The organism is Nitratireductor alexandrii (assembly GCF_004000215.1).
Lineage (GTDB): Bacteria > Pseudomonadota > Alphaproteobacteria > Rhizobiales > Rhizobiaceae > Mangrovimarina > Mangrovimarina alexandrii.
Genome location: NZ_RBVY01000002.1, coordinates 170,030 through 193,596 on the forward strand (window position 1 = coordinate 170,030; position 23,567 = coordinate 193,596).

The window sequence follows — 23,567 nt, forward strand, 5'->3', positions numbered from 1 at the left end:
TGCGCCGTGTCGCCGCGGCGCATGTTTCGTTTGCGGAGCCGGCCTGACGATGATGCGCCAGTATGAGCTTGTCGAGCGTGTGCAGCGCTACAAGCCCGACGTCAACGAGGCGCTTCTGAACAAGGCCTATGTCTATGCCATGCAAAAGCATGGCCACCAGAAGCGTGCCTCCGGCGACCCGTATTTTTCGCATCCGCTCGAGGTCGCCGCGATTCTGGTCGACATGCATCTCGACGAATCGACCATCGCCGTTGCCCTGCTGCACGACACGATCGAGGACACCACCGCCACACGTCAGGAAATCGACGAGCTGTTCGGCAAGGACATGGGCAAGCTGGTCGACGGTCTGACCAAGCTCAAGAAGCTCGACCTCGTTTCCAAGAAGGCCGAGCAGGCGGAAAATCTGCGCAAGCTGTTGCTGGCCATCTCCGAAGACGTGCGCGTGCTGCTGGTCAAGCTGGCCGACCGGCTGCACAATATGCGCACGCTCGACCACGTGCCGGAGCACAAGCGCCTGCGCATTGCCGAGGAAACCATGGACATCTATGCCCCGCTGGCCGGGCGCATGGGCATGCAGGACATGCGCGAGGAGCTCGAGGAACTCGCCTTCAAGCATATCAATCCGGGTGGCTATCGGGCGGTCACCGAGCGCCTTACGGAAATCTTCGAGCGCAATCGCGGCGTCATCGGCGAGATCGAGTCCGCCCTGTCGGCGCTGTTTGCCGAATACGACATCAAGGCGGAGGTGAAGAGCCGCCAGAAAAAGCCCTGGTCGGTGTTTCGCAAGATGGAGACCAAGGCGCTTTCCTTCGAGCAGCTTTCCGACATTTTCGGCTTTCGTGTGCTGGTCGACGGCGTGGAGGATTGTTACCGGGCGCTGTGCGCCATCCACACCACCTGGTCGATGGTGCCCGGCCGCTTCAAGGATTACATCTCGACGCCGAAGCAGAACGACTATCGCTCCATCCACACCACCATCGTCGGGCCCTCGCGCCAGCGCGTGGAACTGCAGATCCGCACCTACGCCATGGACCGGGTCGCAGAATATGGCGTCGCGGCCCATTCCATCTACAAGGATCTCGGCAGTAAGCCGAACGGCGCCGGCCATGCGATCTCGACCGAGACGAACGCCTATGCCTGGCTCCGCCGCACCATCGAGGCGTTGTCGGAAGGCGACAATCCCGAGGAATTTCTGGAAAATACCCGGCTGGAGATGTTCCAGGACCAGGTGTTCTGCTTCACGCCCAAGGGCAAGCTGATCGCCCTGCCGCGCGGCGCGACACCGATCGATTTCGCCTACGCCGTCCACACCGATGTCGGAGACACCTGTGTGGGCGCCAAGGTCAACGGCCGCATCATGCCGTTGATGACGGAGCTCAAGAACGGCGACGAGGTCGACATCATCCGTTCCAAAGCGCAGGTGCCGCCGGCGGCCTGGGAACAGGTGGTCGTCACCGGCAAGGCGCGCTCGGCCATCAGGCGTGCCACGCGCGCCGCGATCCGCAAGCAATATTCCGGTCTCGGCACGCGCATCCTCGAACGGGCCTTCGAGCGGGCCGGCCACACCTATTCGCGCGATCAGTTGAAGCCGGTGCTGCACCGCCTGGCGCGCAAGGACATCGAGGACGTGGTTGCGGCGGTCGGACGCGGCGAGCTGTCCTCGCCCGACGTGCTGCGCGCCGTGTTTCCCGACTACAAGGACGAGCGCGTGACCGCGGCGCCGCGCCCGCGCGAGGAAGGCTGGTTCAACCTGCGCAACGCCGCCGGCATGCTGTTCAAGATTCCCGGCCGGTCGGCCAAGAAGGAGGACGCGCAGAAGCGCAAGAAAAAGCTCTCCGAGGACGGCGCCCTGCCGATTCGCGGCGTCGCCGGCGACCTTCCCGTGCGTTTCGCTCCCGAGGGCGCGGTTCCGGGCGACCGCATCGTCGGCATCATGCAGCCGGGCTCCGGCATCACCATCTACCCGATCCAGTCGCCTTCGCTGACCGCCTTCGACGACCAGCCGGAGCGTTGGATCGACGTGCGCTGGGATATCCTCGAAGGCACCAATGAACGCTTTCCCGCGCGCATTTCGGTCACCGCGATCAACGAGCCGGGGTCGTTGGCCGAAATCGCCCAAGTGATCGCCTCCAACGATGCCAACATCCACAAATTGTCGATGGTGCGCACCGCCCCCGATTTCACCGAAATGGTGTTCGATCTCGAGGTTTGGGACCTCAAACATCTCAACCGGCTGCTCGGGCAGTTACGCGACACGCCGTCCGTCAGCGAAGGACATCGTGTCAACGGCTAGGGTGATTGCGCCCGACGACGAACCGCACAGGGAGCGCGTGCCGGCGCTGCGACGGATATCGATGTTGGCGATGCCACATTGCGGGGCTATATCTTTGTTAAGCGGGTGATGGGATGGTTGCCTGGCCGGGTTGGGCCCGGCGGCGGCGTTCGGACATGGTTCCGATCCCGATTTCCGCGAACGAGCCGGGGTGGTTGATCGATGTTGTTTCGGCGTAGAAAGCCGGCGGACATGTGGGAGCGAACACGCACATTCGTGTGGCCGCGTCGCTCTTTCTGGCGCTCGGCCCAATACTACGTCAAACGCGTCCTGCGCCTTAATGCGACGCCGCACGCCATCGCCGCCGGCATCGCCTCGGGCGTGTTCGTCTCCTTCCTGCCCTTTCTCGGGTTTCATTTCGTTTTCGCCGCCGTGTTCGCCTGGCTTCTCGCCGGCAATTTGCTTGCCTCGGCGATCGGAACCGCCATCGGCAATCCGATCACCTTTCCGCTGATCTGGGCCAGCACCTTCGAATTCGGCAGCTTCCTTCTCGGCAGCGGTCAGCCCGGAGCCTCGGCGACGATCCATTTCGGGCGCATGCTGCGCCATCTCGAATTTTCCCAGCTCTGGGACCCGCTCCTGAAACCGATGACGGCCGGCGGCATCCCGCTCGGCATGGCATTCGCGCTCGGTTTTTACCTCGTGACCCGCTGGGGCGTGGCCGCCTTTCGGCGCCAGCGCCAGCGTCGCCTCGCCGAGCGGGCCATGCGCCGCGCCGTACGGCCGGCCGACGGGGCGGTTGCGCGCGGATGATTGTCGGTCTCGGGTCCGATCTGATCGACATCCGTCGCATCGAACGCTCGCTCGAGCGCTACGGACGACGCTTCACGCAGCGCATCTTCACCGAGACCGAGCGAACGAAATCGGAGGGGCGCAAACACCGCGCGGCTTCCTACGCCAAGCGCTTCGCGGCCAAGGAGGCCTGCGCCAAGGCGCTGGGGACGGGGATCGCGGAGGGGGTGTTCTGGAACGAGATGGGCGTGGTCAATCTCGACGGCGGCCGCCCGACCATGGAGCTTACCGGCGGCGCGGCGGCGCGGCTGCGCATGATTTTGCCACCGGGCCACGAGGCGCGGATCCACCTCACCATCACCGACGACCATCCGTTGGCCCAGGCGTTCGTGATCATCGAGGCGGTTCCTGCCGAATAAGTGCCACGATCGCGATGTTTGCCGCAGGCGGCCGGGCAATGCCGTTGCTCCGCGCCGCGCAAGCCGATAAGACCGGTCGGCTGACTGATTTGAGGACGAAATGAGCGTGGCTGACAAATCGCGGAAAAAATCTGGCGGGCTGGGCGAGACTGTCAACGTCATCGTCCAGGCGCTGCTGTTGGCCCTGGTGATCAGGACATTTCTGTTTCAGCCGTTTTCGATTCCGTCCGGGTCGATGCGCCCGACGCTTCTGGAGGGCGACTATCTCTTCGTGACCAAATGGGCCTATGGCTATTCTAGGCATTCGCTGCCGTTTTCGCCCGGTCTGTTCGAAGGCCGCATCTGGGACGGTGCGCCCGAGCGCGGCGACGTGGCGGTATTCAAATATCCGCCCAATCCGGCGCTCGACTACATCAAGCGCGTCATTGGCCTGCCGGGCGACCGTATCCAGATGCGCGAGGGTCAACTTTACATCAATGGCGAGCCCGTGGTTCGCGAAAAGACCGGCCAGATCGACAATCCGGACATCACCGAGGTCAACCGCCCGGTCGATGTCTATCGCGAGACCCTGCCCAACGGCGTCTCCTACGATACGCTGGACGTGACGCCGAACGGCATCAGCGACGACACGCGCGAATTCGTCGTGCCGGACGGACATTATTTCATGATGGGCGACAATCGCGACAATTCCGCCGACAGCCGCGTGTTCGGCTTCGTGCCGGAGGAAAATCTGGTCGGCCGCGCCAACATCATCTTCTTTTCCATCTCCGGCGGCGCCAGCCCGCTCGAGATCTGGAAATGGCCGAGCCACATTCGCCCGACGCGCCTGTTCAACATGATCAGATGACGGCCAGAAAACGCTTTTCCGGGCCGGCGTTGGTCGACGCGCTGCGTGAGCGCACCGGGTATGTTTTCAACGATCTCGAGCGGCTCGAGCGCGCGCTGACGCATTCGAGCGCCCGGCGCCGGTCAGGTGCGGATTACGAACGGCTCGAATTTCTCGGTGACCGCGTGCTCGGGCTGGTCGTGGCCGATCTTCTGTTTCACGCCTTCCCCGGCGCGCCCGAGGGGGAACTGGCACTTCGGCTCAACGCGCTGGTCAGCGGCGAGGCCTGCGCCGAGGTCGCCGAGGAGATCGGCCTGGCCGATTTCATCCGCGCCGAATCGGGGCTCAAATCCGCGTCGGGGCGCAAGGGGCGCAGCACCCGCGCCGACGTCATGGAAGCGCTGATCGCCGCGATCTATCTCGACGGCGGGCTCGATGCTGTGCGGCCCTTCATCCTGAGATATTGGGAGCCGCGCAGCCGCAAGGCGCAAGGGGCTGAGCGCGATGCCAAGACCGCGTTGCAGGAATGGGCCCACCAGGCCGCAGGCACGACGCCGGCCTACCAGCTTGACGGCCGCGAAGGCCCCGATCACGAGCCGCTGTTCACCGTCAGCGTCAGGGTCGGCGACCTTGCCCCGGCCAGGGGCAGCGGCCGCGCCAAGCGCGAGGCGGAGCAGGCCGCGGCTGCCGCGATGCTGGTGCGCGAGGGCGTATGGGAAAAGACGGAACCGGCACAGTGACCGAAAACACCGAACGCACCGGCACGTCGACGCATTCCGGCTTCGTGGCGCTGGTGGGCGCACCGAATGCGGGCAAGTCGACGCTGATCAACCAACTGGTCGGCACCAAGGTTTCGATCGTCACCCATAAGGTGCAAACGACGCGCGCGATCGTGCGCGGCATCGCCATTCACGGCAATGCCCAGATCGTGTTCGTCGACACGCCCGGCATCTTCAAGCCGCGCCGCCGCCTCGACCGGGCGATGGTCAGCACGGCCTGGGGCGGGGCCAGGGACGCCGATATCGTTGTGGTCATGATCGATGCCGAGCGTGGAATCAGAGGCGACGCGGAGGCGCTGCTCGACCGGGTCGGTGAAATCTCGCAACCGATGGTGCTGGTTCTCAACAAGGTCGACCGGGTGAAGCGGGAGACCTTGCTGGCACTGGCCGCGGCTGCGAACGAAAAGGCGGCTTTCTCGCGCACCTTCATGATCTCCGCGCTGACCGGCTCGGGCTGCGACGATCTGCTCGACTACCTCGCCGAAACCCTACCGCAAGGCCCGTGGTATTATCCGCAGGATCAGATTTCGGACCTGCCGATGCGTCAGCTCGCCGCCGAGATCACCCGCGAAAAGCTCTATCTGCGCCTGCATCAGGAACTGCCCTATTCCTCGCATGTCGAAACCGAGACATGGGAGGAAAAGCCGGACGGCTCGGTGCGAATCGAGCAGGTGATCTATGTCGAGCGCGACAGCCAGAAGAAGATCGTGCTCGGTCACAAGGGCGAGACGATCAAGGCGATCGGCAGCGCCGCGCGCAAGGAAATCGCCGAGGTGCTCGAGCAAAAGGTGCACCTGTTCCTGTTCGTCAAAGTGCGCGAGAACTGGGGCGACGACCCGGATCGTTATCGCGAAATGGGGCTCGACTATCCGGGCTGATCGCGCCGGCATCAGTTAATCTATGTTTATGTTAAATTATTCGCCATCGTCCTTTGCCGGCGGCGCGATCGATGACGAGTGAATGGTTTTACCTGGTCCTGACCTGCGTGCTGCTTGCCGTGCTCCGGATTCCCTTCATCTACTGTCAGGCGACGCATGTCGGCTGATTGATGCCGAAGGAATATGTCGAGGACCGCCACGCCGAGGTGCTGGGCTGGATACGCCGCGCCGACCGCGACCATCTCAATCTCGTGGAACAATAGGGCACCTTCGCCGGGCTGGTCGTCGTCGCCCTCCTGGTGCTCGCCGTCTACGCGATCGATCTTCTCGTCAGCTTCGAATGGGCTGCGGCTTCCGTCGATTGACCGGCCCGGCCGGTCTTGCCTTCCGGACGAAATCGGTTCACGCATCGGCAATGGAATGGCGTGACGAGGGCATCATCATCGGTTCGCGCCGGCACGGCGAGACCAGCCTCATTCTGGAGGTGATGACGCGCGCCCATGGCCGACATCTCGGTCTGGTGCGCGGCGGGCGTTCGCGCAAGCAGCAGCCGCTGCTGCAGGCGGGAAACCGTGTCGAACTGGCCTGGCGGGCACGGCTCGACGAGCATCTCGGCACCTATCAGGTCGAGGCGTTGGAACTGAACGCGGCCCGGCTCCTGTCGGGCGCCTGCGCCGTCTACGGTCTGCAGACCCTGTCCGCGCATCTGCGGCTTTTGCCCGAGCGCGACCCGCATCCCCGGCTTTTCGAGACGCTGGGCGTGATCCTGCGGCATCTCGACGACGAGGCCCTGGCGGCCGAACTGATCGTGCGTTTCGAACTGCTGATCCTCGACGAGCTCGGTTTCGGGCTCGATTTGTCGCGCTGCGCGGCCACCGGCGCGGTCGAGGATCTGGTCTACGTTTCGCCCAAATCCGGGCGCGCGGTGTCGCGCCTGGCCGGCGAGCCCTATGCCGACCGGCTGCTGCCGCTGCCGGCATTCCTGCACGCGCGGGCCGGACGCGGCGGCGATCCCGACGCAGTCGAGGCCGCGTTCCGCCTGACCGGCTATTTTTTCACCCGGCATGTCTACGAGCCGCGCGGCATCGCGCTGCCGCAGACCAGGGCCGGTTTTTTGGCGGCGCTCAGGCGAAGCCGGGCCGCGACGGCTGTCGCAGTGAACGAGGAGACCTGAATGAGCGCGGTGGAACTGTATCCTGGTCACATCTCTCCGCTCGGTGTCGGCACGATCCCGCACGAGGATATCGAAAATCACACCGGGCTGGAGCTTCTGCAGCGTATCGTCGACGGGGCCTATCCCGCGCCGCCGATCGGCGCGACCTTGAATTACGGCCTGGTCGAGGTCTCCGAGGGGCGCGCGGTGTTTCGAGGCGTGCCGAGCGAGCGCCATCTGAACCCGCTCGGCGGCGTCCATGGCGGCTGGGCGGCGACCTTGCTCGATTCGGCCCTAGCCTGTGCTGTACAGACGCTGCTGGCCAAGGGCGAGGCCTACACGACCGCCGAGTTCAAGGTGAACCTGACCCGCCCGATCACGCCCGGGACCGGCGAGGTGGTCTGCGAGGGCGTCGTCGTGCACAAGGGCCGCACGCTGGCGGTTTCCGAAGCCAAGCTTCTTGACGCCAGCGGCAAGCTTCTCGCCTTCGGTACCGAAACCTGCTCGATCTTTCCGGCGCGCAATCTGCGTCCGCGCTGATTTCTATTCGGCCGCGGCCAGTCCTGGCCGCTCGACCGCCTGTTCCCTGATCGGCCAGTGCACGATGGCCGCGAACAGGCCGAGCGCGACACCCAGCCACCACACCGCGTCATAGGAGCCGTAGAGGTCGTAGAGATAGCCGCCCAGCCACACGCCCAGGAACGAGCCGATCTGGTGCGACAGGAAGACGAACCCGCCCAGCATGCCGAGATGGCGGGTGCCGAACATGATGGCGACCAGCGCGTTGGTCGGCGGCACCGTCGACAGCCACAACAGCCCCATGACGATGGCGAACACGACGACGCTCGCCGGCGATTGCGGCAAGAGCAGAAATGCCGTCACCAGCACCGAACGGCCGATATAGATCCAGGCCAGGAAGATCGGTTTGGAATAACGTTGGCCGATGAAGCCGGAGGCGAGCGAACCGATAATGTTGAAAAAGCCGATCAGGGCGAGGGCAATCACCGCGTAGCGGGCCTCGATGCCGATATCGGAAATATAGGCGGGAAAATGCGCGGTGATGAAGGCGACCTGGAAACCGCAGACGAAGAAGCCGGACACCAGAAGCAGATAGCTGTGATGGCCGAAAGCCTCGCGCAGGGCCTGGCCGGTCGTCTGATCGATCTCGGCCTGGCTGTTGCTGCCGCTCGACGAATTGCCGCGCAAAGGAATTGCCAATAGCGGAATGGCCAGCATCATCACGCTCATGACGACCAGCGTGTCGTGCCAGCCGTAGGCGTCGATCAGCCCCTGGCTCAGCGGGGCGAACAAGAACATGCCGGCCGAGCCGGCGGCGGTGCCGATGCCGAAGGCGAGGCTGCGGCCCTCCGGCGGCACATTGCGGGCAAAGGCTGCCAGCACGATGCCGAACGAGCCCGAGGCGACTCCGAGCCCCACCAGCAGGCCACCGCCGATATGCAGCATGGTCGCGCTCTCGGCGCCCGCCATCAGATAGAGCCCGGCGGCATACATCGCGCCTGACAGGGCGAGCACCCGCCAGGTGCCGAATTTGTCGGCAATTGCGCCGAACAGCGGCGTGCCCAGCCCCCAGGCCAGGTTTTGGATCGCCATTGCCAGGCCGAACGTGGTGCGGTCCCAGCCCTTTTCGGCCAGCATGGGCAGTTGAAAAAAACCCATCGCCGAGCGCGGGCCGAAGGTCAGCGCCGCGATCAGGCCGCCGCAAATGATGATGAGCCAGGGCAGGGCGGACCGACTCGCGGCGGGACTGGACGGAATGGCCATGTGGGGAGAGCTCCTGTTCGCATGGATTTTACCGATCGGCCGGGTTCATTCCAGCGAATAGAGCGCGTTGTGTAGATCAATTTTTTTGATGAAAGGCGCGGGCGCTTGGTGGCGCGCCCGGCACCGCTAGGGATCAGTCCTTGTCCTGGCCGATCAGGTGCACGTCGCGCTGCGGGAAAGGAATCGAAATACCCTTGTCGTCGAAGGCGAGCTTGGCGGCCTTGGTCACGTCGAGCTTGGTCTGGAACCAGTCCGGCGTCTTGGTCCAGTAACGCGCCGTCACCGCCACCGCGCTGTCGCCGAGTTCGCTGACGAACGTGGCCGGTGCCGGTTCCGAAAGCACGCGCTTGTCGCCGTCGATCAGCCCGGCCAGCGTCGCCTGGGCCAGGTCGATGTCGTCGCCGTAACCGATGCCGATCGTCACGTCCGCCCGGCGCAGCGCGTTGCGCGTATAGTTGGTGACCGGCGAATTCCATAATTCGCTGTTGGGGGCCAGCACGAACAGCCCGTCGACCGTCTTCAGCTCGGTTGCGAACAGCCCGATCTCCACGATGGAGCCCGAAACGCTGCCGGCATCGACATATTCGCCGACCCGGAACGGCCTGAGCACCAGCAGCATGATGCCGGCTGCGATGTTCTGCAGGGTGCCCTGCAGGGCAAGGCCGATGGCCAGGCCGGCGGCGCCGAGCGCGGCCAGGATGCTGGCGGTCTGGACGCCGAACTGCGCCAGAACGGCGACGACGGTGATGACCAACACGCCGTAGCGTGCCGTCTTTGACAGGAACTTCTTCAGCGTCTCGTCGAAGCCGCGCACCCCGCCCAGCCCGCGATAGGCCGAGCGTTCGACCACCCCGGCGACGATGAAGCCGGCGATCAGCAGGATCACCGCGCCCAGGACCGAGAAGGAATATTCGACGGCGAGCGCGCCCGCCTGCTCCAGCCCGGCGCCGAGCGCCGCCATCAGGCCGGTTGCGTTTTCTCCGATCGTGTCCATGGGTGTCCTTCGCGACTGTGTGATTTGGCCGGCATTAGACCGGATCGCGTTCCGGCTTGAAAGGCCGCCCGCTACAAAAGCGGCACGCGCCGCCAGGTCGCGCGATACCGGGGTTTCTCGCTTGCGAGCGGCACCGCTCGTCCACAGGTTTCGCCACACTTCCGTCGCAATTCGGGCGCGTTGGCAGTCCTCAGCCTGCGCCGCATGACGACCCGGTGCAGGCGGCTCCAAGGGCGGAGCCACCGGGTCGCCCATGGATCAAGACGCAGGCATGTCTTCGCGCGTTCGCCCGGCCGTTGCCGCCGATATCGATGCACTGGTGGCTATCGAGCAGGCCGCTTTTGCGGGCGATCGGATATCGCGCCGTTCCTTTCGCCAGTTGATCGAACGCGAGACCGCGGCCGCCTTTGTCGCCGAGGTGGCAGGACGCGTCGCCGGTTATGCGATGGTGCTGTTTCGCAAGGGGAGCGGCGTTGCCAGGCTCTATTCGATCGCGCGGGCCTCCGATCGGCCCGGGCTTGGGCCGCTGCTGCTCCAGACGGCGGAAAACGCGGCCTATGACCGCGAAAGGCTCCTCCTGCGGCTCGAGGTGCGCGAGGACAATCACCGGGCGATCGCACTCTACAGACAGAACGGCTATCGCCGCATCGGCCGCGAACCCGGCTATTATCATGACGGCATGGCGGCGCTGCGTTTCGAAAAGACGCTGCGCGGCGCGCATCCGCCGGTAACCGGCGTTCCCTATTACCGGCAGAGCTGGGACTTCACCTGTGGGCCGTGCTGCCTGATGATGGCCGCCGGCCATTTTCTGCCCGGCTACGAGGCCGACCACACCGCCGAACTGCGGCTGTGGCGCCAGGCGACGACGGTGTTCATGATGTCGGGCGCCGGCGGCTGCGAACCGTTCGGCCTGGCGGTGGCCGCGCACGATGTCGGCCTGTCGGCCGAAATTTTGGTGTCGGCCGTCGGTCCGCTTTTCCTGCAATCCGTGCGCAGCCACGAAAAGCGCTCCGTGATGGAAGTGGCCCAGGCCGATTTCCGCCGGCGCGCCGCGGCCCTCGACATTCCCACGCACACGCGCGCCTTTTCGCTGGACGATATCCGCGCCTGTCTGTCGGGCGGCGGTCTCGCGATGGTGCTGGTGAGCGGGTATCTGATGTTCGGCCAGAAGGTGCCGCACTGGGTGCTTGTCATCGCCGACGATGGCACGCATGTCACGATCCACGATCCCTGGGTCGAGGACGAGCGCGGCGAAACCATGACCGACGCGGCCGGCATCCCCGTGCCCTACGCGATTTTCATGCGCATGGCGCAGTTCGGCAGCGACGGGTTGCGCGCCGCGGTGATGCTCAAACGGCAAGAGGAACGATGAGCTGGGTCATTCTCACGGGCAGGCGCAACGACCTCGGCCCGGCCGCCACGCCGCACAAGATCATCACCAACCGCGATTACCTCGCCCATCCGGCGCTGTTTCGCGGCCAGCGGCCGAAGGTCATCAACCTGTCGAACAGCTATGCCTATCAAAGCCGCGGCTACTATGCCTCGTTGCTCGCTTCCTCGCGGGGGCATCGCGTAATCCCCTCGGTCGAGACGATCATCGACCTGTCGGAGCGCAAGCTGTACGAAAACGCGCTGCCGGAACTCGAACAGGCGCTGAATCGGTGCCGCAAGGAGCTCGGCGGCATGGTGCCGGCGCGACTGACGGTGTTCTTCGGGATCGCGCCGACCAAGGCGACCGACCGCTTCGCGCGCCTGCTGTTCGACTGGTTTCGGGCGCCGGCGCTCGAGGTGACGATCGAGGATCGTGCCGGCTGGGCGGCGATCCGCAAGATCGGCTTTCTGCCGCTGGCCCGCATGAAGCCGGACGAGCAGGCGCGCTTCGTCGCCTGCCTGGCCACTTATACCGGCCGTGAGTGGCGCGAGACGAAATCGCGGACGGTGGCGCGCTACACGTTCGCCACGCTGATCGACCCCAACGAGGAGCTGCCGCCCTCGCAGGTGGCCTCGTTGCGCCACTGGGCGAGGGTGGCCGCCAGGATGGGGGTCGAGGTCGAGCCGGTGACGAAGAAGGATCTGGCTCGTCTTGCAAACTATGATGCGCTGTTCATCCGCGAGACGACGGCAATCTCCAACCACACCTACCGTTTCGCCCGGCGCGCCCAGCAGGAGGGCATGCCGGTCATCGACGACCCGTTGTCGATGATCCGCTGCACCAACAAGGTCTATCTCAACGAGCTGATGGAGCTCAACAAAGTACCGGTGCCGCCGACGGTGATGATCGCAAGCCTCGCCGATCTCGACACCGCCGCGAGCCGGCTCGGCTTTCCGCTGGTGCTGAAGATCCCTGACGGCGCCTTTTCGCGCGGGGTGAAAAAGGCGGCCGACGAGCGTGCGCTCAAGGAGCTTGCCGGCCATTGGCTGCGCGAATCCGACCTTCTGATCGCGCAGAAATTTCTGCCGACCGAGTTCGACTGGCGCATCGGCGTGCTCGGCGGCGAGCCTCTGTTCGCGGTCCAGTATCTGATGGCGAAAAAACACTGGCAGATCGTCAATCACGATCGCAGGGGCAAACCCGTTCAGGGTGGGTTCAAGGCCTTCACCCTGCGCGACACCCCCGCCGGCGTGATCGATGTCGCCGTGCGCGCGGCGCGCTGCATCGGCGACGGGCTCTACGGTGTCGACCTCAAGGAAACGCCGGACGGCGTGTTCGTCATCGAGGTCAACGACAATCCCAATCTCGACCATGGCTGCGAGGACGCCGGCGAGAAGGACGCGGTCTGGACGCGTCTGACGCAGTGGTTTCTCGACCGGCTGGAGCGATAGGCCAGGTTCCGGATCGTGGCAGCGTGCCGCTGGCTTCAGCCGGCCTCGATCGCCTCGAAACGCGCCACGAACGCGCGTTGCGCTTCGCTTGCCGGTTTCGGCGCGAGGTCGAGCATGGCGGCCGTAAAGCCGCGCGGCCGGCCGAAAAACTTCGCCGCCTCGCTTTCGGAAAACCCCGCCAGTTCCGTCGCCTCGAAATAGGCGGCGATCTGGTCGGCGCGCTTGATGGCTTTTCTCAGCGTCTCGGGCAGTTTCGCCGGCAGGCCGTAGCGCAGATGGATAGCCGCCTGGATGCGGTTCTCCACCTCCTTGTAGCCGCCGCCCACGACGGCCTTGAACGGCGAGATCATGTCGCCGATCACATATTCGGCGCCGTCATGCAGCAGGGCGGCCAGGCGCGGGCTGCGCCCCTGCCGGCCGGGGGTCTGGGCGAGGATCGCTTCCACCAGCAGCGAGTGCTGCGCCACCGAAAAGGCGTGGTCGCCGTGGGTCTGCCCGTTCCAGCGCGCCACGCGCGCCAGCCCGTGGGCGATGTCGACAATCTCGATGTCGAGCGGTGAGGGGTCGAGCAGGTCGAGCCGGCGTCCCGACAGCATGCGTTGCCAGGCGCGTCCCGGCGCGGCGGCGGTCACTGCGCGGCTCCATCGGACTTCGGTTCGGGAAAGGAAAAATCCATGCCGGGCGGGATTTCCAGCGTCACCGCGACGTCGCTGGCGCTGATCGCCGTGCCGGCGTCGATCGCCGCCTTGGCCCGGTCGATGCGTACAATCGCCAGGCCGTTTTCGCCGGCCACCGAGCCGAGCGTGCCGATCGCGCGTCCATCGGCGGTCACCGGCGTGCCGGGCGCGGGCAGCGGCGACCGCGCACGTGCGATCAACAGGCGCCGCCGCGCGGTGCCGCGATGTTGCATGCGGCTGACCACTTCCTGGCCGACGAAACAGCCTTTGCGCAGCCCGACCCCGCCGTTCTGGTCGAACAGGACGTCATGCGGAAAGGCGTCGCCGAGCGTGTAGTCGGCGCCGCTTTCGGCCACGCCATGCTCGATCCGCAGCCGCGTCCAGGCCTCTTGCCCGGTGCCAGCCGGCGCGTCGGGCGCGGCGTGGTGATGGCGCCGTACCACAAGTTCTGCGGGGAAGCGGCTGTCGTCCAGCGCGCCTGAATCGGTTTCTAAACCAGGTGACTCAAGACGTGAGCCGTCCGAATCATTTTGCCAGGAAACAAGCACAGGGCATTGATCCTGTTTGGTTATTTCCACCTTGGCGCGAAGCTTGTAAAGCATCAGGCGGCGCAGGAAATCGTCCGCGATGTCGGCGCGGCACTCCAGCACGAACCCTTGTTCGCCATCGCGGGCGATCAGGAAGTCGAACAGGATTTTACCCTGCGGGGTCAACAGTGCACCGGGTTTTGCCGCGCCCTGACCCAGCGAGGTCAGATCGGGCGTGACCACGTTCTGGAGCAGGGTTTCGGCGTCGGCACCGGCCACCCTAATCAGGGCGCGGTCGTCAAGACGGATAATCGGCATCAACAAAATCGGCCTGTGATTGAATACCCCGCCTAGGTAGGCCGGGCCGGCCGGAGGGGCAAGGGGAGAGCAGCGGCCCGGCCCGCCGGGGCACGCGCCGCTAGCCGTCGGTTTTGGCGTTGCCGCGTCGGCGCAATTGTGCTGCCAGATTGCGCAGGCGTTCCGCACCCTGGGCGCTGAGCCCGCCGCCGGCATAGTCGCGGCGCACGGCCTGTTCCAGGTCGTCGGCGATCGTGTCGAGCGTCGTGGTGTCGCGCAACGCCGGATCGTGCAGCTCGAACAGGTTGATCCAGCGGTCTGTGCCGCGGCCGAAATGCATCAGCCGATCGAAATAGACGTCCGGGTCGCGCCTGGAAAAGGCACCGGCGATCGCGGCCAGGATGGAAAGCGGGCTCATCACCACGTCGCGCAGCCCGTCGGCGAAGAGTTTTATCTGGAAGACGGCGACGCGGCGAAGCATGCCTGCGCGCGAGCGGCCGCGTTGAAAGCTATGTTCGAAAGGCGGAGCGAGTTGGTCTCGCGCGCTCATCACGGTTCTCCCTCTTGCCTTGTCATATGGGTGCGCCGGCACCGCTTGCAAGGCGCAAGGGCTCAGTCGCCGGCCACGAAAAACACCCAGCGGCCCTCCGGGGTGATGCCGACGCGATAGAAATTATAGCCACCGAAATTCTTCATGTCCTCGTAGTCGCCGGCGGTGACGAGCTCGAACAGTTCCACCCGCTGCGGTGGCGTCAGCGCGTCGAGCGGCATCGAGAAGAAGTAGGGCCAGACATAGATCTCGTTCGGCGTGCCGGCATCGAGATGGACGTAGCCGGCATCCAGAACTTCGAGCAGAATGGCGAGGATTTCCTGGCCGTCGGCATCGCCCGACGCCTGGCGCAAAAAATCGATCGGATCGCCCTCGACGGCGCCGAAGGAAAGCTGGGTGCCCTTCGGGCCCGGACCGATCAGCGGCCTCAACGCCTCCAGGTCGCCGCTGCGGCAGGCCGACATGATCAGCCCGTGCATGCGCCGTACCGGTTCGGGCAGCCGGTCGAGATCGTAGAGGATCTCCGGAAGCGCCTGGTCGTCAGCGGCAGCCTCGGTGCCGTCATCCTCGCCCGGAACCTCCGGTTGCGGTGTCTCCACCGTGTCCGCGGGCGTGTCGGGCAATGGAAAGCGCTCGATCGGGTCGGGCAGGGGAACGGTTTCGACCGGCTGGTCGGCGGGCCCGGCCTCGTCGCCCGCATCCTCGGGCGCCGGGTCCGGCATCTCGTTGCGTTTGAGTTCGCTGAGCGCCACCTTTGCGCCGACCGTGACTGCGGTCGCGCCGGCCTCGGCTTTCGATGTCGCAAGGCTCATGCCCGCGGCCGCCAGAAGCAGCGCCAGCGCCCATCGCCTTTTCGGTCCGGCCCGTGATCGTCCTGTCGATGCGCTCAGCATGCGGTCTGGATCGCCTGGCTTGGTCCTTGTCCCGGACGAGGCGTCAGTGGCAGGAGCGGGAATGTTCGAATTCGCCGCTGACCACTTTTTCGCGAATCTTTTCGATCAGTCCGAGCGCGACATCCTCGTTGCAGGATCGCAGCAATTCCTCAAATGCCGTGGTCAGCGCCGCCTCGGCGATGATCTCCGGCTCGATTCCGGCCGAAAGGCCCTCGGCCCAGGCTTCCGTCTGACTTTCGATCGCGGTCAGGCGCTTTTCTTCGCGAATCAGCGCGTCAATCTCGCCGCTGCCGTGTTCCATGTAGCATTCCACCCTTTCAGCGGTGCGCCGAATCGGCTCCGCCGGCCGTCGTCCCTTAATGTCCCGTTAATCTTTTAGCATATGCGGAACGGCTTGCACGCCGCGCTTGCGGAAAAAGTTAACGGAGCCTTAATTGCCGAACATTGCCGCGGTATCGCGCGACAACGCCTCGCCCTCCTTCATGTAGCGCTCGATCGCCGCCATGGTCGATTCGGTGCAGGTCACATGCGTCTCGGCGAAGGAACGGTAGCCGCGATTGAAGCGCGCGACGAAGCGGGCCCGCTTGTCCGCGGATGGATTTTCGCTCGCCAGCAGCGCCTCCATCTGCTCGCGCCACAAATTGCCCGTCTCTCCGCACAGATTGCGCAGATAATGCAGCGAACCCAGCACCTCGGCGAGCCGCAACAGTCGCTCTTCATACGGCGCGTCGACGGCGCGCGCCGGTATGGCCGTCAGTGTCGAAAGCGCCAGAACGGCGTAGAGAAGGGCGGTTGTCACGCGCATGGTCATCGATCCTGGCCGCTGATTTTGTCACCAGCAAGACCGGCCGCCACGCCGGTTCCCGCCAGCATGGCGTCGACGGCGCTGCGCATCGACGGCGGCATGGCAAGCGCGCGCGCCTCGCAGAGCGAATACCAGCCGACCGTTTCGGCATCGTCGGCCGCGACCGCCTCGCCGCCGGCATAATCGGCCGCAAACACCGTCAGTCGGAATGTCGATGGGTGGTCGCTGGCCGCCGGCAGGTCGACGACCTGGTGCACGACGAGCGCACCCGCCGAAAGCCCGGTTTCTTCCCTCAGTTCGCGCCGCGCGGCTTCCTCGAGCGTCTCGCCGGCCTCCACCCGGCCGCCGGGAAAGGCATAGACGCCCTTCGACGGCGCGCGCGCGCGCCGCACCAGCAACAGCCGGTCGCCGCGCCTGAGCGCGACCGACACGGCCAGTATGGGCGCTTCAACCTGTCTCATGGCCGCAACAGGTAGCCGTCCGCGCGCCGCTGCGCAATCTGTGCCGGCGCCGGCTTGACGCGGGCACCGCCGGCGGCGACCCTGTCGCCATGTGTGGACGGTTTGCATTGACGGCGACGCTCGACGAGGTCGAGACGTTTTTGGGCGTGGCCGGCGGCGAGGATTTCCCGCCGCGCTACAACATCGCCCCGACCCAGCCGATCCTGGTCGCGCTCGCCGGCCCGCCGCGCCAGCCGGGTTCGAACCTGCCCGACAGGCAGGCGCTGCTTGTGCGCTGGGGGTTCATTCCTGCGTGGGCCAAGAACCCGACGGACCTGCCGCTGCTCATCAATGCGCGCTCGGAGACCGCGGCGGAAAAAAACACCTTTAAGGCCGCCATGCGCCATCGCCGGGCGTTGATCCCGGCCTCCGGCTTTTTCGAATGGAAGCGCCGGGACAAGGCAAAGGCGCAGCCTTATTTCGTGCGGCCGCGCGAGGGCGGGCTGGTCGCCTTTGGCGGGCTGATGGAAACCTATCTCGATCCCGGCGGATCGGAACTCGACACGGCGGCGATCCTGACCACGGCCGCGAACGCTAAGATCGCCGATATCCACCACCGTATGCCGGTGGTGATCCGCCCTGAGCATTTTTCGCGCTGGCTCGACTGCCGCAGAAACGGCCCGGCCGATGTCGCCGATCTTCTGAGCCCGGTCGAGCCCGGCTTCTTCGAGGCGATCCCGATTTCCGACAAGGTCAACAAGGTCGCCAATGCCGGCGCGGATATCCTGGAACCGGTCGCGCTTGCGCCCGCAACCGGCCTTGGCGAGGCGCCCGCTTCGCCCGCTCAGGCCGCGGGAGCCCAACTCGACCTGTTTTGACGGCGTCCGCGCAAGGCGCGGTGGCGCGTGGCTAAGCCGTCCGGCCGGTGGCCGAAACGCCGTTGTTCTCTTTCGCCTTCAGGCAGATCAGGGCCGCCAGAACGGCCGCCGGGCCGATGGCGCGATACTTGCTGGTGAGTGCTTGATCCTCGGCGCGCTGGCGTTCGCGTTCGGCTTCGATCGTGGTGCGTGGCATGGCGTTTTTGAACCTGTCTCGTTCTCGTTCGCGGCAACCGCTGAACGGCCGCCACTTGGGTCTCGATTGCGACCGAAACGTGGCAGTTGCCGCTCTGTTTCCCAGGGTGCGGTGATTCCGCTTAACGGAGGGTTTCTTGCGGGCCCACTGTTGCGTTCCGACAACATGTCCGGCGTCGGCGGCGCGCCAATTCGTCTTGACGGTGGGCGTCGCGGGGGCGATAAAGCCGGCCATGAAAACGCTTGGCGCCATTATCGGCATCTGCATTTGTGGCTAGCGCCCCGCTGGCCCGGTCGTTTTCGTTCCTCTTCACGGTTGAGAAAAACGCCCCGGCCAGTCGGCGGGCGACGGATTTCGGGTAGCGGCCGGCCGGTTCCGGCGGCCGGTGGTGAAGGAAAAACGCATGTCTGAGGCCTTTCGCGGACTACGCCTCTACAACACGCTGAGCCGGGAGAAGGAGGATTTCATCCCCCTCGATCCGGACAATGTGCGCCTTTATGTCTGCGGGCCGACGGTCTACGATTTCGCCCATATCGGCAATGCCCGCCCCGTCATCGTCTTCGACGTGCTTTACCGGCTGCTGCGCCATCTCTACGGCGCCGATCACGTCACCTATGTGCGCAACATCACCGACGTCGACGACAAGATCAACGCGCGCGCGTTGCGCGATTTCGGCGCGGAGATCGGCGCCGGCCGTCTGAGCCTCAACCAGGCGATCGGCAAGGTGACGCAAAAGACGGCCGACCAGTTTCACGAGGACGTCAAGGCGCTCGGCTGCCTCGAGCCTGATTTCGAGCCGCGCGCGACCGAATTCGTACTGCCGCGCGACGACGGCAAGACCGACATGGTCGGCCTGATTCAAACGCTCATCGAACGCGGCCATGCCTATGCGGCGAAAGGCGAAATCCTGTTCGATACCGCCTCCATGCCCGATTATGGCCGCCTCTCGCGGCGCAGGCTGGAGGACCAGCAGGCCGGCGCGCGCGTGGCGGTCGAGGCCCATAAGAAGACCCCGGCCGATTTCGTGTTGTGGAAACAGTCGTCCAGCGACGAGCCCGGCTGGGACGCGACCTTCGTCATCGACGGCGCGCGCACGACCATTCGCGGCAGGCCCGGCTGGCACATCGAGTGCTCGGCGATGTCGGCGGCCTATCTCGGCGAGGTCTTCGACATTCACGGTGGCGGGCTTGACCTGATCTTCCCGCATCACGAGAACGAGATCGCCCAGTCGCGCTGTGCCCACGGCACCCAGGCGATGGCGCGCTACTGGATGCATAACGGCTTTCTGCAGGTCGAGGGCCGCAAGATGTCGAAGTCGGAGGGCAATTTCGTCACCATCCACGATCTGCTGCACACCGATAAATTCGGCGGCCGCAAATGGCCCGGCGCGGTCTTGCGGCTCGCCATGCTGATGACCCATTACCGCGAGCCGATCGATTTTTCCGTGCGCAGGCTGGAAGAGGCTGGCTTCTTGCTGACTGGTTGGTTGGGCCCGGAGATAAGTCGAGGCATTCCCTCAAAGGGCAGCGTGCATGGCCCGGTGGTGAGCGCGCTTAAAGAGGATCTCGATTTCTGGACGGCCAAACAGGCCCTAGATGAACTTTCGAAATGGGCACGGTCTCCAGCAAACGCCTCGCCAGCCGACTCCCAGAACGATTTGGCTGCAACGTTGGTATGGTTGGGCTTGGCGGACGAGGGACGAGATTTTGAAGTCGCCAAAGCTGACAGTGTTGAGTTGCGACAAGAATTGATGGCCGGCCTGGTTGGGTTAACCCGTCAGGAAGTCGAAAACCGGGTCACCGAGCGCCTCGCCTTGATCCGCGACAAAAACTGGGCCGAGGCCGACCGCATCCGCGAGGAACTGGCGGCTCAAGGCATTCAGTTGAAGGACGGCAAGGACCCCGAGACCGGCGAGCGCGTTACCACCTGGGAGGTGAAGCGGTGAGGGCGGCGTTGAGGCGTGGAGGAGGCACGCGATGAGCCTCGACAACAAGCCGGTCTATGCCGGCGGCTGCCAGTGCGGCGCGGTGCGCTTTCGCGTCGAGGGCGCGCTCGGCGAGGCGTCGGTGTGCCATTGCCGCATGTGCCAGAAGGCGAGCGGCAATTTTTTCCTGCCGCTGGTGTCCGTGCGCGCCGCCCGGCTCGAATGGACCCGTGCCGAACCGAACCGGTTTCGTTCGTCCAATCACGTGCGGCGCGGCTTTTGCGAAAAATGCGGCACGCCGCTCACCTACGAGGCGCCGGACGGCGTGGCGCTCGCCATCGCCGCCTTCGACCAGCCTGAAGAGATCGCGCCCGTCGTGCAGTGGGGCGTGGAGGCCAAGCTGCCTTACGTGGACGCCCTGCGCGACCTGCCCGGCCGCACGACGCTGGAGGATGAAGCAGCCGGCACGTTCCTGCACGAAATCGACTCCTTCCAGCATCCCGACCACGACACCGAAACCTGGCCGCCGGAGGACGAGCGATGAGCGATCCCATTACCGGCGGTTGCCAGTGCGGCGCGGTGCGGTTTCGCGCCGGCGGTCTCGGTCGCGCTTCCTTGTGTCATTGCCGCATGTGCCAGAAGGCGTTCGGCGGCTTTTACGGGCCGCTGGTGACGGCGCTGGGGCTCGAATGGACACGTGCCGCCCCGGCGCGGTTCGCAAGTTCCAATCTGGTCCGGCGCGGCTTCTGCCAAAAATGCGGCACGCCGCTGAGTTATGAATATGATGGCGGCGTCGAGATCGCCATCGGTGCGCTCGACGATCCCACGCTGGCCGCACCCGTTGTCCAGTTCAACCCGGCCGACAAGCTGGCCTTCGTCGAAACGCTTCACGGCTTGCCGTGGCGGGTCGCCGGCGAAAGCCCGGCCGCCGAGGCATTCATGGCTTCGGTCGAAAGCCACCAGCATCCCGACCGCGACACCGAAACCTGGCCGCCGGAAGGTTCGTCATGACCGCGTTGCGCATGCTTTATCCCGAGATCGAACCGTTCGAAACCGGACGGCTCGATGTCGGCGACGGCCATGTCATCTATTGGGAACGCGCCGGCACAAAGGGTGCCAAACCGGCCGTCTTCCTGCATGGCGGGCCGGGCGGCGGCATCGCGCCGGCGCATCGGCGCCTGTTCGATCCGGCCCGCTACGACGTGCTGTTGTTCGACCAGCGCGGCTGCGGTCGCTCGACCCCGCACGCCTCGCTCGAGGCCAACACCACCTGGCACCTGGTCGCCGACATCGAACGGTTGCGCGCGATGGTTGGGGTCGAAAAATGGCAGGTCTTCGGCGGTTCCTGGGGCTCCACCCTGGCGCTCGCCTATGCCCAGGCCCACCCCGGGCGTGTTTCTGAACTGGTTCTGCGCGGCATCTACCTGCTGACCCAGGCCGAGCTTTCCTGGTATTATCAGTTCGGCGTGTCGGAAATGTTTCCCGACAAGTGGGAGCGGTTCGTCGCCCCGATCCCGCAGGCCGAGCGGGACGACATGATGGGCGCCTATCGCAGGCGCCTGACCGGCGCCGACCGGGCCGCACGGATCGAGGCGGCCAAGGCCTGGAGCCTGTGGGAAGGCGAGACAATCACGCTCCTGCCCGAACCCGCCACCAGCGGCAAGTTCGGCGAGGACGATTTCGCGCTCGCTTTCGCCCGTATCGAGAACCACTATTTCGTTCATGGCGGCTGGCTCGACGAGGGACAGTTGCTGCGCGACGCCGGCCGGCTCGCCGACATTCCCGGCGTCATCGTCCACGGCCGCTACGACATGCCCTGTCCGGCCAAAAACGCCTGGGCCTTGCACAAGGCCTGGCCGCGGGCCGAATTCCATCTGGTGGAGGGCGCCGGCCATGCCTTCTCCGAACCCGGCATTCTCGACCGTCTTATCCGCGCCACCGACAGTTTTGCGGACAGACCATGACGCCGCGCCACGCGGCCCTGTTTCGGACATCTGATATGACAAAACAGCGCATCTATCTCTTCGACACCACGCTCCGGGACGGCCAGCAGACGCCCGGCATCGACTTTTCGGTCGAGGACAAGATCGCCATCGCCGCGCTTCTGGATGATTTCGGCATCGACTATGTCGAAGGCGGCTATCCGGGCGCCAACCCGACCGATACGGCGTTTTTTGCCGAAAAGCGTACGGTCCGCTCGGCCTTCGTCGCCTTCGGCATGACCAAGCGGGCCGGCGTCTCCGCCTCCAACGATCCGGGGCTGGCGGCGCTGATCGCCTCGGCCTCCGACGCGGTCTGTTTCGTCGCCAAGAGCTGGGACTACCACGTGCGCGTCGCGCTTGGCTGCACCAACGAGGAAAATCTCGAATCGATCCGTGCCTCGGTCGCCGCGGCGGTCGCCGCCGGCAAAGAGCCGATGCTTGATTGCGAGCATTTCTTCGACGGTTACAAGGCCAATCCCGACTATGCGCTCGCCTGCGTCCGGGCGGCCCACGAGGCCGGTGCGCGCTGGGTGGTGTTGTGCGACACCAATGGTGGCACTCAGCCGGCCGAAATTCGCGGGATCGTCGAAAGCGTGATCGCCGCCGGCATCCCCGGCGATCGGCTGGGCATTCATGCCCATGACGATACCGGGCAGGCGGTGGCCAATTCGCTGGCCGCGATCGAGGCCGGCGTGCGCCAGGTGCAGGGGACGCTGAACGGTATCGGCGAGCGCTGCGGCAACGCCAATCTGGTCTCGCTGATCCCGACGCTGATGCTCAAGCCGGTCTACGCCGACCGCTTCGAGACCGGCCTGTCGACCGAAGCGCTCTCCGGCATTTCGCGTCTCAGCCACGCCTTCGACGAATTGCTCAACCGCGCGCCGGAGCCGCAGGCCCCTTATGTCGGCGCGTCGGCCTTTGCCACCAAGGCCGGCATCCATGCCTCGGCGCTGTTGAAGGAGCCGCAGACCTATGAACACGTGCCGCCGGAGGCCGTCGGCAATGCGCGGCGCGTCATGGTTTCCGACCAGGGTGGCAAGGCGAATTTCATCGCCGAGCTGAAGCGCCGCGGCATCGCGGTCGCAAAGGACGATCCGCGTCTCGACACGTTGATCGCGCTGGTCAAGGAGCGGGAGGCGTCGGGCTATGCCTATGAAGGCGCGGACGCCAGTTTCGAGCTTCTGGCGCGGCGTACGCTCGGCCGGGTGCCGGATTTTTTCGCGGTCGATTCCTTCCGCTGCATGGTCGAACGCCGTTTCGACGCCAACGGCCAGTTGAAGACCGTGTCGGAGGCAATCGTGCGCGTGACGGTCGATGGCGAAACCAAGCTCTCGGTGGCCGAGGGGCATGGGCCGGTCAACGCGCTCGACATCGCGCTGCGCAAGGATCTCGGCATTTTCCAGAACGAGATCGCCGACATGGAATTGGTCGACTACAAGGTGCGCATCCTCAACGGCGGCACGGAAGCGGTGACCCGCGTGCTGATCGAATCGCATGACGGCGCCGGCGCGCGCTGGTGGACGGTGGGTGTGTCCGACAACATCATCGACGCCTCTTTCCAGGCACTGATGGATTCGATCGTCTACAAGCTGATCAAGAATCGCGAAGCGCAAACCCTGGCCGCGGCACAGTAGGCCAGAAGCGGTTTCACCGCTGATCCATGCGGACATGCCGTTGACC

Annotated in this window: 26 protein-coding genes; 16 read left to right on the top strand and 10 right to left on the bottom strand. The window is 65.3% G+C overall.

Going from position 1 to position 23,567, the window contains the following annotated elements; translation table 11 throughout:
- Positions 1 to 49 precede the first annotated feature (49 nt).
- The 8 genes from EP380_RS04485 (at position 50) to EP380_RS04520 (ending at position 7,659) form a co-directional block, all read left to right on the top strand.
- Positions 50 to 2,293 carry a RelA/SpoT family protein gene (locus EP380_RS04485; protein ID WP_106572420.1) on the top strand — a complete coding sequence of 748 codons (2,244 nt, stop codon included), beginning with the start codon at positions 50 to 52 and terminating at the stop codon, positions 2,291 to 2,293.
- 231 nt (positions 2,294 to 2,524) lie between these two features.
- Entirely contained in the window at positions 2,525 to 3,085 is a 561-nt protein-coding gene (locus EP380_RS04490; protein WP_338036292.1) for a DUF2062 domain-containing protein, read from the top strand.
- Complete coding sequence (gene acpS, locus EP380_RS04495; protein ID WP_127597019.1) at positions 3,082 to 3,483, top strand: holo-ACP synthase; 402 nt, start codon at positions 3,082 to 3,084, stop codon at positions 3,481 to 3,483. Before EP380_RS04490 ends, acpS begins: the two co-directional genes overlap by 4 nt.
- Before the next feature lie 100 nt (positions 3,484 to 3,583).
- A complete protein-coding gene (lepB, locus tag EP380_RS04500; protein ID WP_127597021.1) occupies positions 3,584 to 4,330 on the top strand; it encodes a signal peptidase I in 747 nt (248 codons plus the stop codon).
- Positions 4,327 to 5,049 carry a ribonuclease III gene (gene rnc, locus EP380_RS04505; RefSeq protein ID WP_127597024.1) on the top strand — a complete coding sequence of 241 codons (723 nt, stop codon included), beginning with the start codon at positions 4,327 to 4,329 and terminating at the stop codon, positions 5,047 to 5,049. Before lepB ends, rnc begins: the two co-directional genes overlap by 4 nt.
- Positions 5,022 to 5,966 carry a GTPase Era gene (era, locus tag EP380_RS04510; RefSeq protein WP_106572415.1) on the top strand — a complete coding sequence of 315 codons (945 nt, stop codon included), beginning with the start codon at positions 5,022 to 5,024 and terminating at the stop codon, positions 5,964 to 5,966. The genes rnc and era overlap by 28 nt, the downstream gene beginning before the upstream one ends.
- Positions 5,967 to 6,381: 415 nt before the next feature.
- Positions 6,382 to 7,140, top strand: a complete 759-nt coding sequence (recO, locus tag EP380_RS04515) for a DNA repair protein RecO (RefSeq protein ID WP_127597026.1) — start codon at positions 6,382 to 6,384, stop codon at positions 7,138 to 7,140.
- A complete protein-coding gene (locus EP380_RS04520; protein ID WP_106572413.1) occupies positions 7,141 to 7,659 on the top strand; it encodes a PaaI family thioesterase in 519 nt (172 codons plus the stop codon). It abuts the gene before it with no gap.
- A gap of 3 nt (positions 7,660 to 7,662) precedes the next feature.
- Here EP380_RS04520 and EP380_RS04525 read toward each other — a convergent pair whose 3' ends face one another.
- A complete protein-coding gene (locus EP380_RS04525) occupies positions 7,663 to 8,901 on the bottom strand; it encodes an MFS transporter (protein WP_106572412.1) in 1,239 nt (412 codons plus the stop codon).
- A 133-nt stretch (positions 8,902 to 9,034) separates the two neighbouring features.
- Positions 9,035 to 9,895 (bottom strand): mechanosensitive ion channel family protein, encoded by an 861-nt coding sequence (locus tag EP380_RS04530; RefSeq protein WP_164749760.1) that lies wholly within the window; start codon positions 9,893 to 9,895, stop codon positions 9,035 to 9,037.
- 271 nt (positions 9,896 to 10,166) lie between these two features.
- Here EP380_RS04530 and EP380_RS04535 point away from each other — a divergent pair, with 271 nt between their 5' ends.
- Both EP380_RS04535 and EP380_RS04540 read left to right on the top strand, forming a co-directional pair.
- Positions 10,167 to 11,267, top strand: a complete 1,101-nt coding sequence (locus EP380_RS04535; RefSeq protein WP_127597028.1) for a GNAT family N-acetyltransferase/peptidase C39 family protein — start codon at positions 10,167 to 10,169, stop codon at positions 11,265 to 11,267.
- A complete protein-coding gene (locus EP380_RS04540; RefSeq protein WP_127597030.1) occupies positions 11,264 to 12,718 on the top strand; it encodes a RimK family protein in 1,455 nt (484 codons plus the stop codon). Before EP380_RS04535 ends, EP380_RS04540 begins: the two co-directional genes overlap by 4 nt.
- 35 nt (positions 12,719 to 12,753) lie before the next feature.
- Here the strand turns inward: EP380_RS04540 and EP380_RS04545 are convergent, their stop codons facing one another.
- The 7 genes from EP380_RS04545 to EP380_RS04575 all read right to left on the bottom strand — a co-directional run bounded on the left by EP380_RS04545 (position 12,754) and on the right by EP380_RS04575 (position 16,928).
- A complete protein-coding gene (locus EP380_RS04545; RefSeq protein ID WP_106572410.1) occupies positions 12,754 to 13,314 on the bottom strand; it encodes a YfbR-like 5'-deoxynucleotidase in 561 nt (186 codons plus the stop codon).
- A gap of 32 nt (positions 13,315 to 13,346) precedes the next feature.
- Positions 13,347 to 14,240 (bottom strand): CAF17-like 4Fe-4S cluster assembly/insertion protein YgfZ, encoded by an 894-nt coding sequence (gene ygfZ / locus EP380_RS04550; RefSeq protein WP_127597032.1) that lies wholly within the window; start codon positions 14,238 to 14,240, stop codon positions 13,347 to 13,349.
- 100 nt (positions 14,241 to 14,340) lie between these two features.
- Entirely contained in the window at positions 14,341 to 14,769 is a 429-nt protein-coding gene (locus tag EP380_RS04555; protein ID WP_106572408.1) for a hypothetical protein, read from the bottom strand.
- Positions 14,770 to 14,831: 62 nt separating this feature from the next.
- Positions 14,832 to 15,581 (bottom strand): hypothetical protein, encoded by a 750-nt coding sequence (locus tag EP380_RS04560; protein WP_238719728.1) that lies wholly within the window; start codon positions 15,579 to 15,581, stop codon positions 14,832 to 14,834.
- 124 nt (positions 15,582 to 15,705) lie between these two features.
- Positions 15,706 to 15,963 carry a hypothetical protein gene (locus EP380_RS04565; RefSeq protein ID WP_106572406.1) on the bottom strand — a complete coding sequence of 86 codons (258 nt, stop codon included), beginning with the start codon at positions 15,961 to 15,963 and terminating at the stop codon, positions 15,706 to 15,708.
- A gap of 129 nt (positions 15,964 to 16,092) precedes the next feature.
- Positions 16,093 to 16,467, bottom strand: a complete 375-nt coding sequence (locus EP380_RS04570; protein WP_106572482.1) for a TIGR02301 family protein — start codon at positions 16,465 to 16,467, stop codon at positions 16,093 to 16,095.
- A gap of 2 nt (positions 16,468 to 16,469) precedes the next feature.
- On the bottom strand, positions 16,470 to 16,928 hold the full coding sequence (locus tag EP380_RS04575) for an NUDIX hydrolase (protein WP_127597036.1): 459 nt from the start codon (positions 16,926 to 16,928) through the stop codon (positions 16,470 to 16,472).
- A gap of 89 nt (positions 16,929 to 17,017) precedes the next feature.
- On the opposite strand from EP380_RS04575, the gene EP380_RS04580 reads away from it, so the two are divergent.
- Positions 17,018 to 17,785, top strand: coding sequence for an SOS response-associated peptidase (locus EP380_RS04580; RefSeq protein ID WP_127597038.1), 768 nt, complete (start codon positions 17,018 to 17,020; stop codon positions 17,783 to 17,785).
- A gap of 31 nt (positions 17,786 to 17,816) precedes the next feature.
- Here EP380_RS04580 and EP380_RS23720 read toward each other — a convergent pair whose 3' ends face one another.
- Entirely contained in the window at positions 17,817 to 18,248 is a 432-nt protein-coding gene (locus tag EP380_RS23720) for a hypothetical protein (protein WP_238719729.1), read from the bottom strand.
- A gap of 136 nt (positions 18,249 to 18,384) precedes the next feature.
- Here EP380_RS23720 and cysS point away from each other — a divergent pair, with 136 nt between their 5' ends.
- The 5 genes from cysS to cimA are packed head-to-tail and all read left to right on the top strand — an operon-like array spanning position 18,385 to position 23,521.
- Positions 18,385 to 19,926 carry a cysteine--tRNA ligase gene (cysS, locus tag EP380_RS04590; RefSeq protein WP_127597040.1) on the top strand — a complete coding sequence of 514 codons (1,542 nt, stop codon included), beginning with the start codon at positions 18,385 to 18,387 and terminating at the stop codon, positions 19,924 to 19,926.
- A gap of 31 nt (positions 19,927 to 19,957) precedes the next feature.
- Complete coding sequence (locus EP380_RS04595; protein WP_127597042.1) at positions 19,958 to 20,449, top strand: GFA family protein; 492 nt, start codon at positions 19,958 to 19,960, stop codon at positions 20,447 to 20,449.
- Positions 20,446 to 20,916 carry a GFA family protein gene (locus EP380_RS04600; protein ID WP_106572400.1) on the top strand — a complete coding sequence of 157 codons (471 nt, stop codon included), beginning with the start codon at positions 20,446 to 20,448 and terminating at the stop codon, positions 20,914 to 20,916. Before EP380_RS04595 ends, EP380_RS04600 begins: the two co-directional genes overlap by 4 nt.
- Positions 20,913 to 21,869, top strand: a complete 957-nt coding sequence (pip, locus tag EP380_RS04605) for a prolyl aminopeptidase (RefSeq protein WP_127597044.1) — start codon at positions 20,913 to 20,915, stop codon at positions 21,867 to 21,869. Before EP380_RS04600 ends, pip begins: the two co-directional genes overlap by 4 nt.
- A 35-nt stretch (positions 21,870 to 21,904) precedes the next feature.
- Complete coding sequence (cimA, locus tag EP380_RS04610; protein ID WP_127597046.1) at positions 21,905 to 23,521, top strand: citramalate synthase; 1,617 nt, start codon at positions 21,905 to 21,907, stop codon at positions 23,519 to 23,521.
- The last annotated feature ends 46 nt before the right edge of the window (positions 23,522 to 23,567 follow it).

Bases quoted from the DNA above. Each gene is read 5' to 3' on its own strand.
- EP380_RS04485 (WP_106572420.1), top strand. From the start codon at position 50: ATGATGCGCCAGTATGAGCTTGTCGAGCGTGTGCAGCGCTACAAGCCC.
- EP380_RS04490 (WP_338036292.1), top strand. From the start codon at position 2,525: ATGTGGGAGCGAACACGCACATTCGTGTGGCCGCGTCGCTCTTTCTGG.
- acpS (WP_127597019.1), top strand. From the start codon at position 3,082: ATGATTGTCGGTCTCGGGTCCGATCTGATCGACATCCGTCGCATCGAA.
- lepB (WP_127597021.1), top strand. From the start codon at position 3,584: ATGAGCGTGGCTGACAAATCGCGGAAAAAATCTGGCGGGCTGGGCGAG.
- rnc (WP_127597024.1), top strand. From the start codon at position 4,327: ATGACGGCCAGAAAACGCTTTTCCGGGCCGGCGTTGGTCGACGCGCTG.
- era (WP_106572415.1), top strand. From the start codon at position 5,022: ATGGGAAAAGACGGAACCGGCACAGTGACCGAAAACACCGAACGCACC.
- recO (WP_127597026.1), top strand. From the start codon at position 6,382: ATGGAATGGCGTGACGAGGGCATCATCATCGGTTCGCGCCGGCACGGC.
- EP380_RS04520 (WP_106572413.1), top strand. From the start codon at position 7,141: ATGAGCGCGGTGGAACTGTATCCTGGTCACATCTCTCCGCTCGGTGTC.
- EP380_RS04525 (WP_106572412.1), bottom strand. From the start codon at position 8,901: ATGGCCATTCCGTCCAGTCCCGCCGCGAGTCGGTCCGCCCTGCCCTGG.
- EP380_RS04530 (WP_164749760.1), bottom strand. From the start codon at position 9,895: ATGGACACGATCGGAGAAAACGCAACCGGCCTGATGGCGGCGCTCGGC.
- EP380_RS04535 (WP_127597028.1), top strand. From the start codon at position 10,167: ATGTCTTCGCGCGTTCGCCCGGCCGTTGCCGCCGATATCGATGCACTG.
- EP380_RS04540 (WP_127597030.1), top strand. From the start codon at position 11,264: ATGAGCTGGGTCATTCTCACGGGCAGGCGCAACGACCTCGGCCCGGCC.
- EP380_RS04545 (WP_106572410.1), bottom strand. From the start codon at position 13,314: ATGCTGTCGGGACGCCGGCTCGACCTGCTCGACCCCTCACCGCTCGAC.
- ygfZ (WP_127597032.1), bottom strand. From the start codon at position 14,240: ATGCCGATTATCCGTCTTGACGACCGCGCCCTGATTAGGGTGGCCGGT.
- EP380_RS04555 (WP_106572408.1), bottom strand. From the start codon at position 14,769: ATGAGCGCGCGAGACCAACTCGCTCCGCCTTTCGAACATAGCTTTCAA.
- EP380_RS04560 (WP_238719728.1), bottom strand. From the start codon at position 15,581: ATGAGCCTTGCGACATCGAAAGCCGAGGCCGGCGCGACCGCAGTCACG.
- EP380_RS04565 (WP_106572406.1), bottom strand. From the start codon at position 15,963: ATGGAACACGGCAGCGGCGAGATTGACGCGCTGATTCGCGAAGAAAAG.
- EP380_RS04570 (WP_106572482.1), bottom strand. From the start codon at position 16,467: ATGCGCGTGACAACCGCCCTTCTCTACGCCGTTCTGGCGCTTTCGACA.
- EP380_RS04575 (WP_127597036.1), bottom strand. From the start codon at position 16,928: ATGAGACAGGTTGAAGCGCCCATACTGGCCGTGTCGGTCGCGCTCAGG.
- EP380_RS04580 (WP_127597038.1), top strand. From the start codon at position 17,018: ATGTGTGGACGGTTTGCATTGACGGCGACGCTCGACGAGGTCGAGACG.
- EP380_RS23720 (WP_238719729.1), bottom strand. From the start codon at position 18,248: ATGCAGATGCCGATAATGGCGCCAAGCGTTTTCATGGCCGGCTTTATC.
- cysS (WP_127597040.1), top strand. From the start codon at position 18,385: ATGTCTGAGGCCTTTCGCGGACTACGCCTCTACAACACGCTGAGCCGG.
- EP380_RS04595 (WP_127597042.1), top strand. From the start codon at position 19,958: ATGAGCCTCGACAACAAGCCGGTCTATGCCGGCGGCTGCCAGTGCGGC.
- EP380_RS04600 (WP_106572400.1), top strand. From the start codon at position 20,446: ATGAGCGATCCCATTACCGGCGGTTGCCAGTGCGGCGCGGTGCGGTTT.
- pip (WP_127597044.1), top strand. From the start codon at position 20,913: ATGACCGCGTTGCGCATGCTTTATCCCGAGATCGAACCGTTCGAAACC.
- cimA (WP_127597046.1), top strand. From the start codon at position 21,905: ATGACAAAACAGCGCATCTATCTCTTCGACACCACGCTCCGGGACGGC.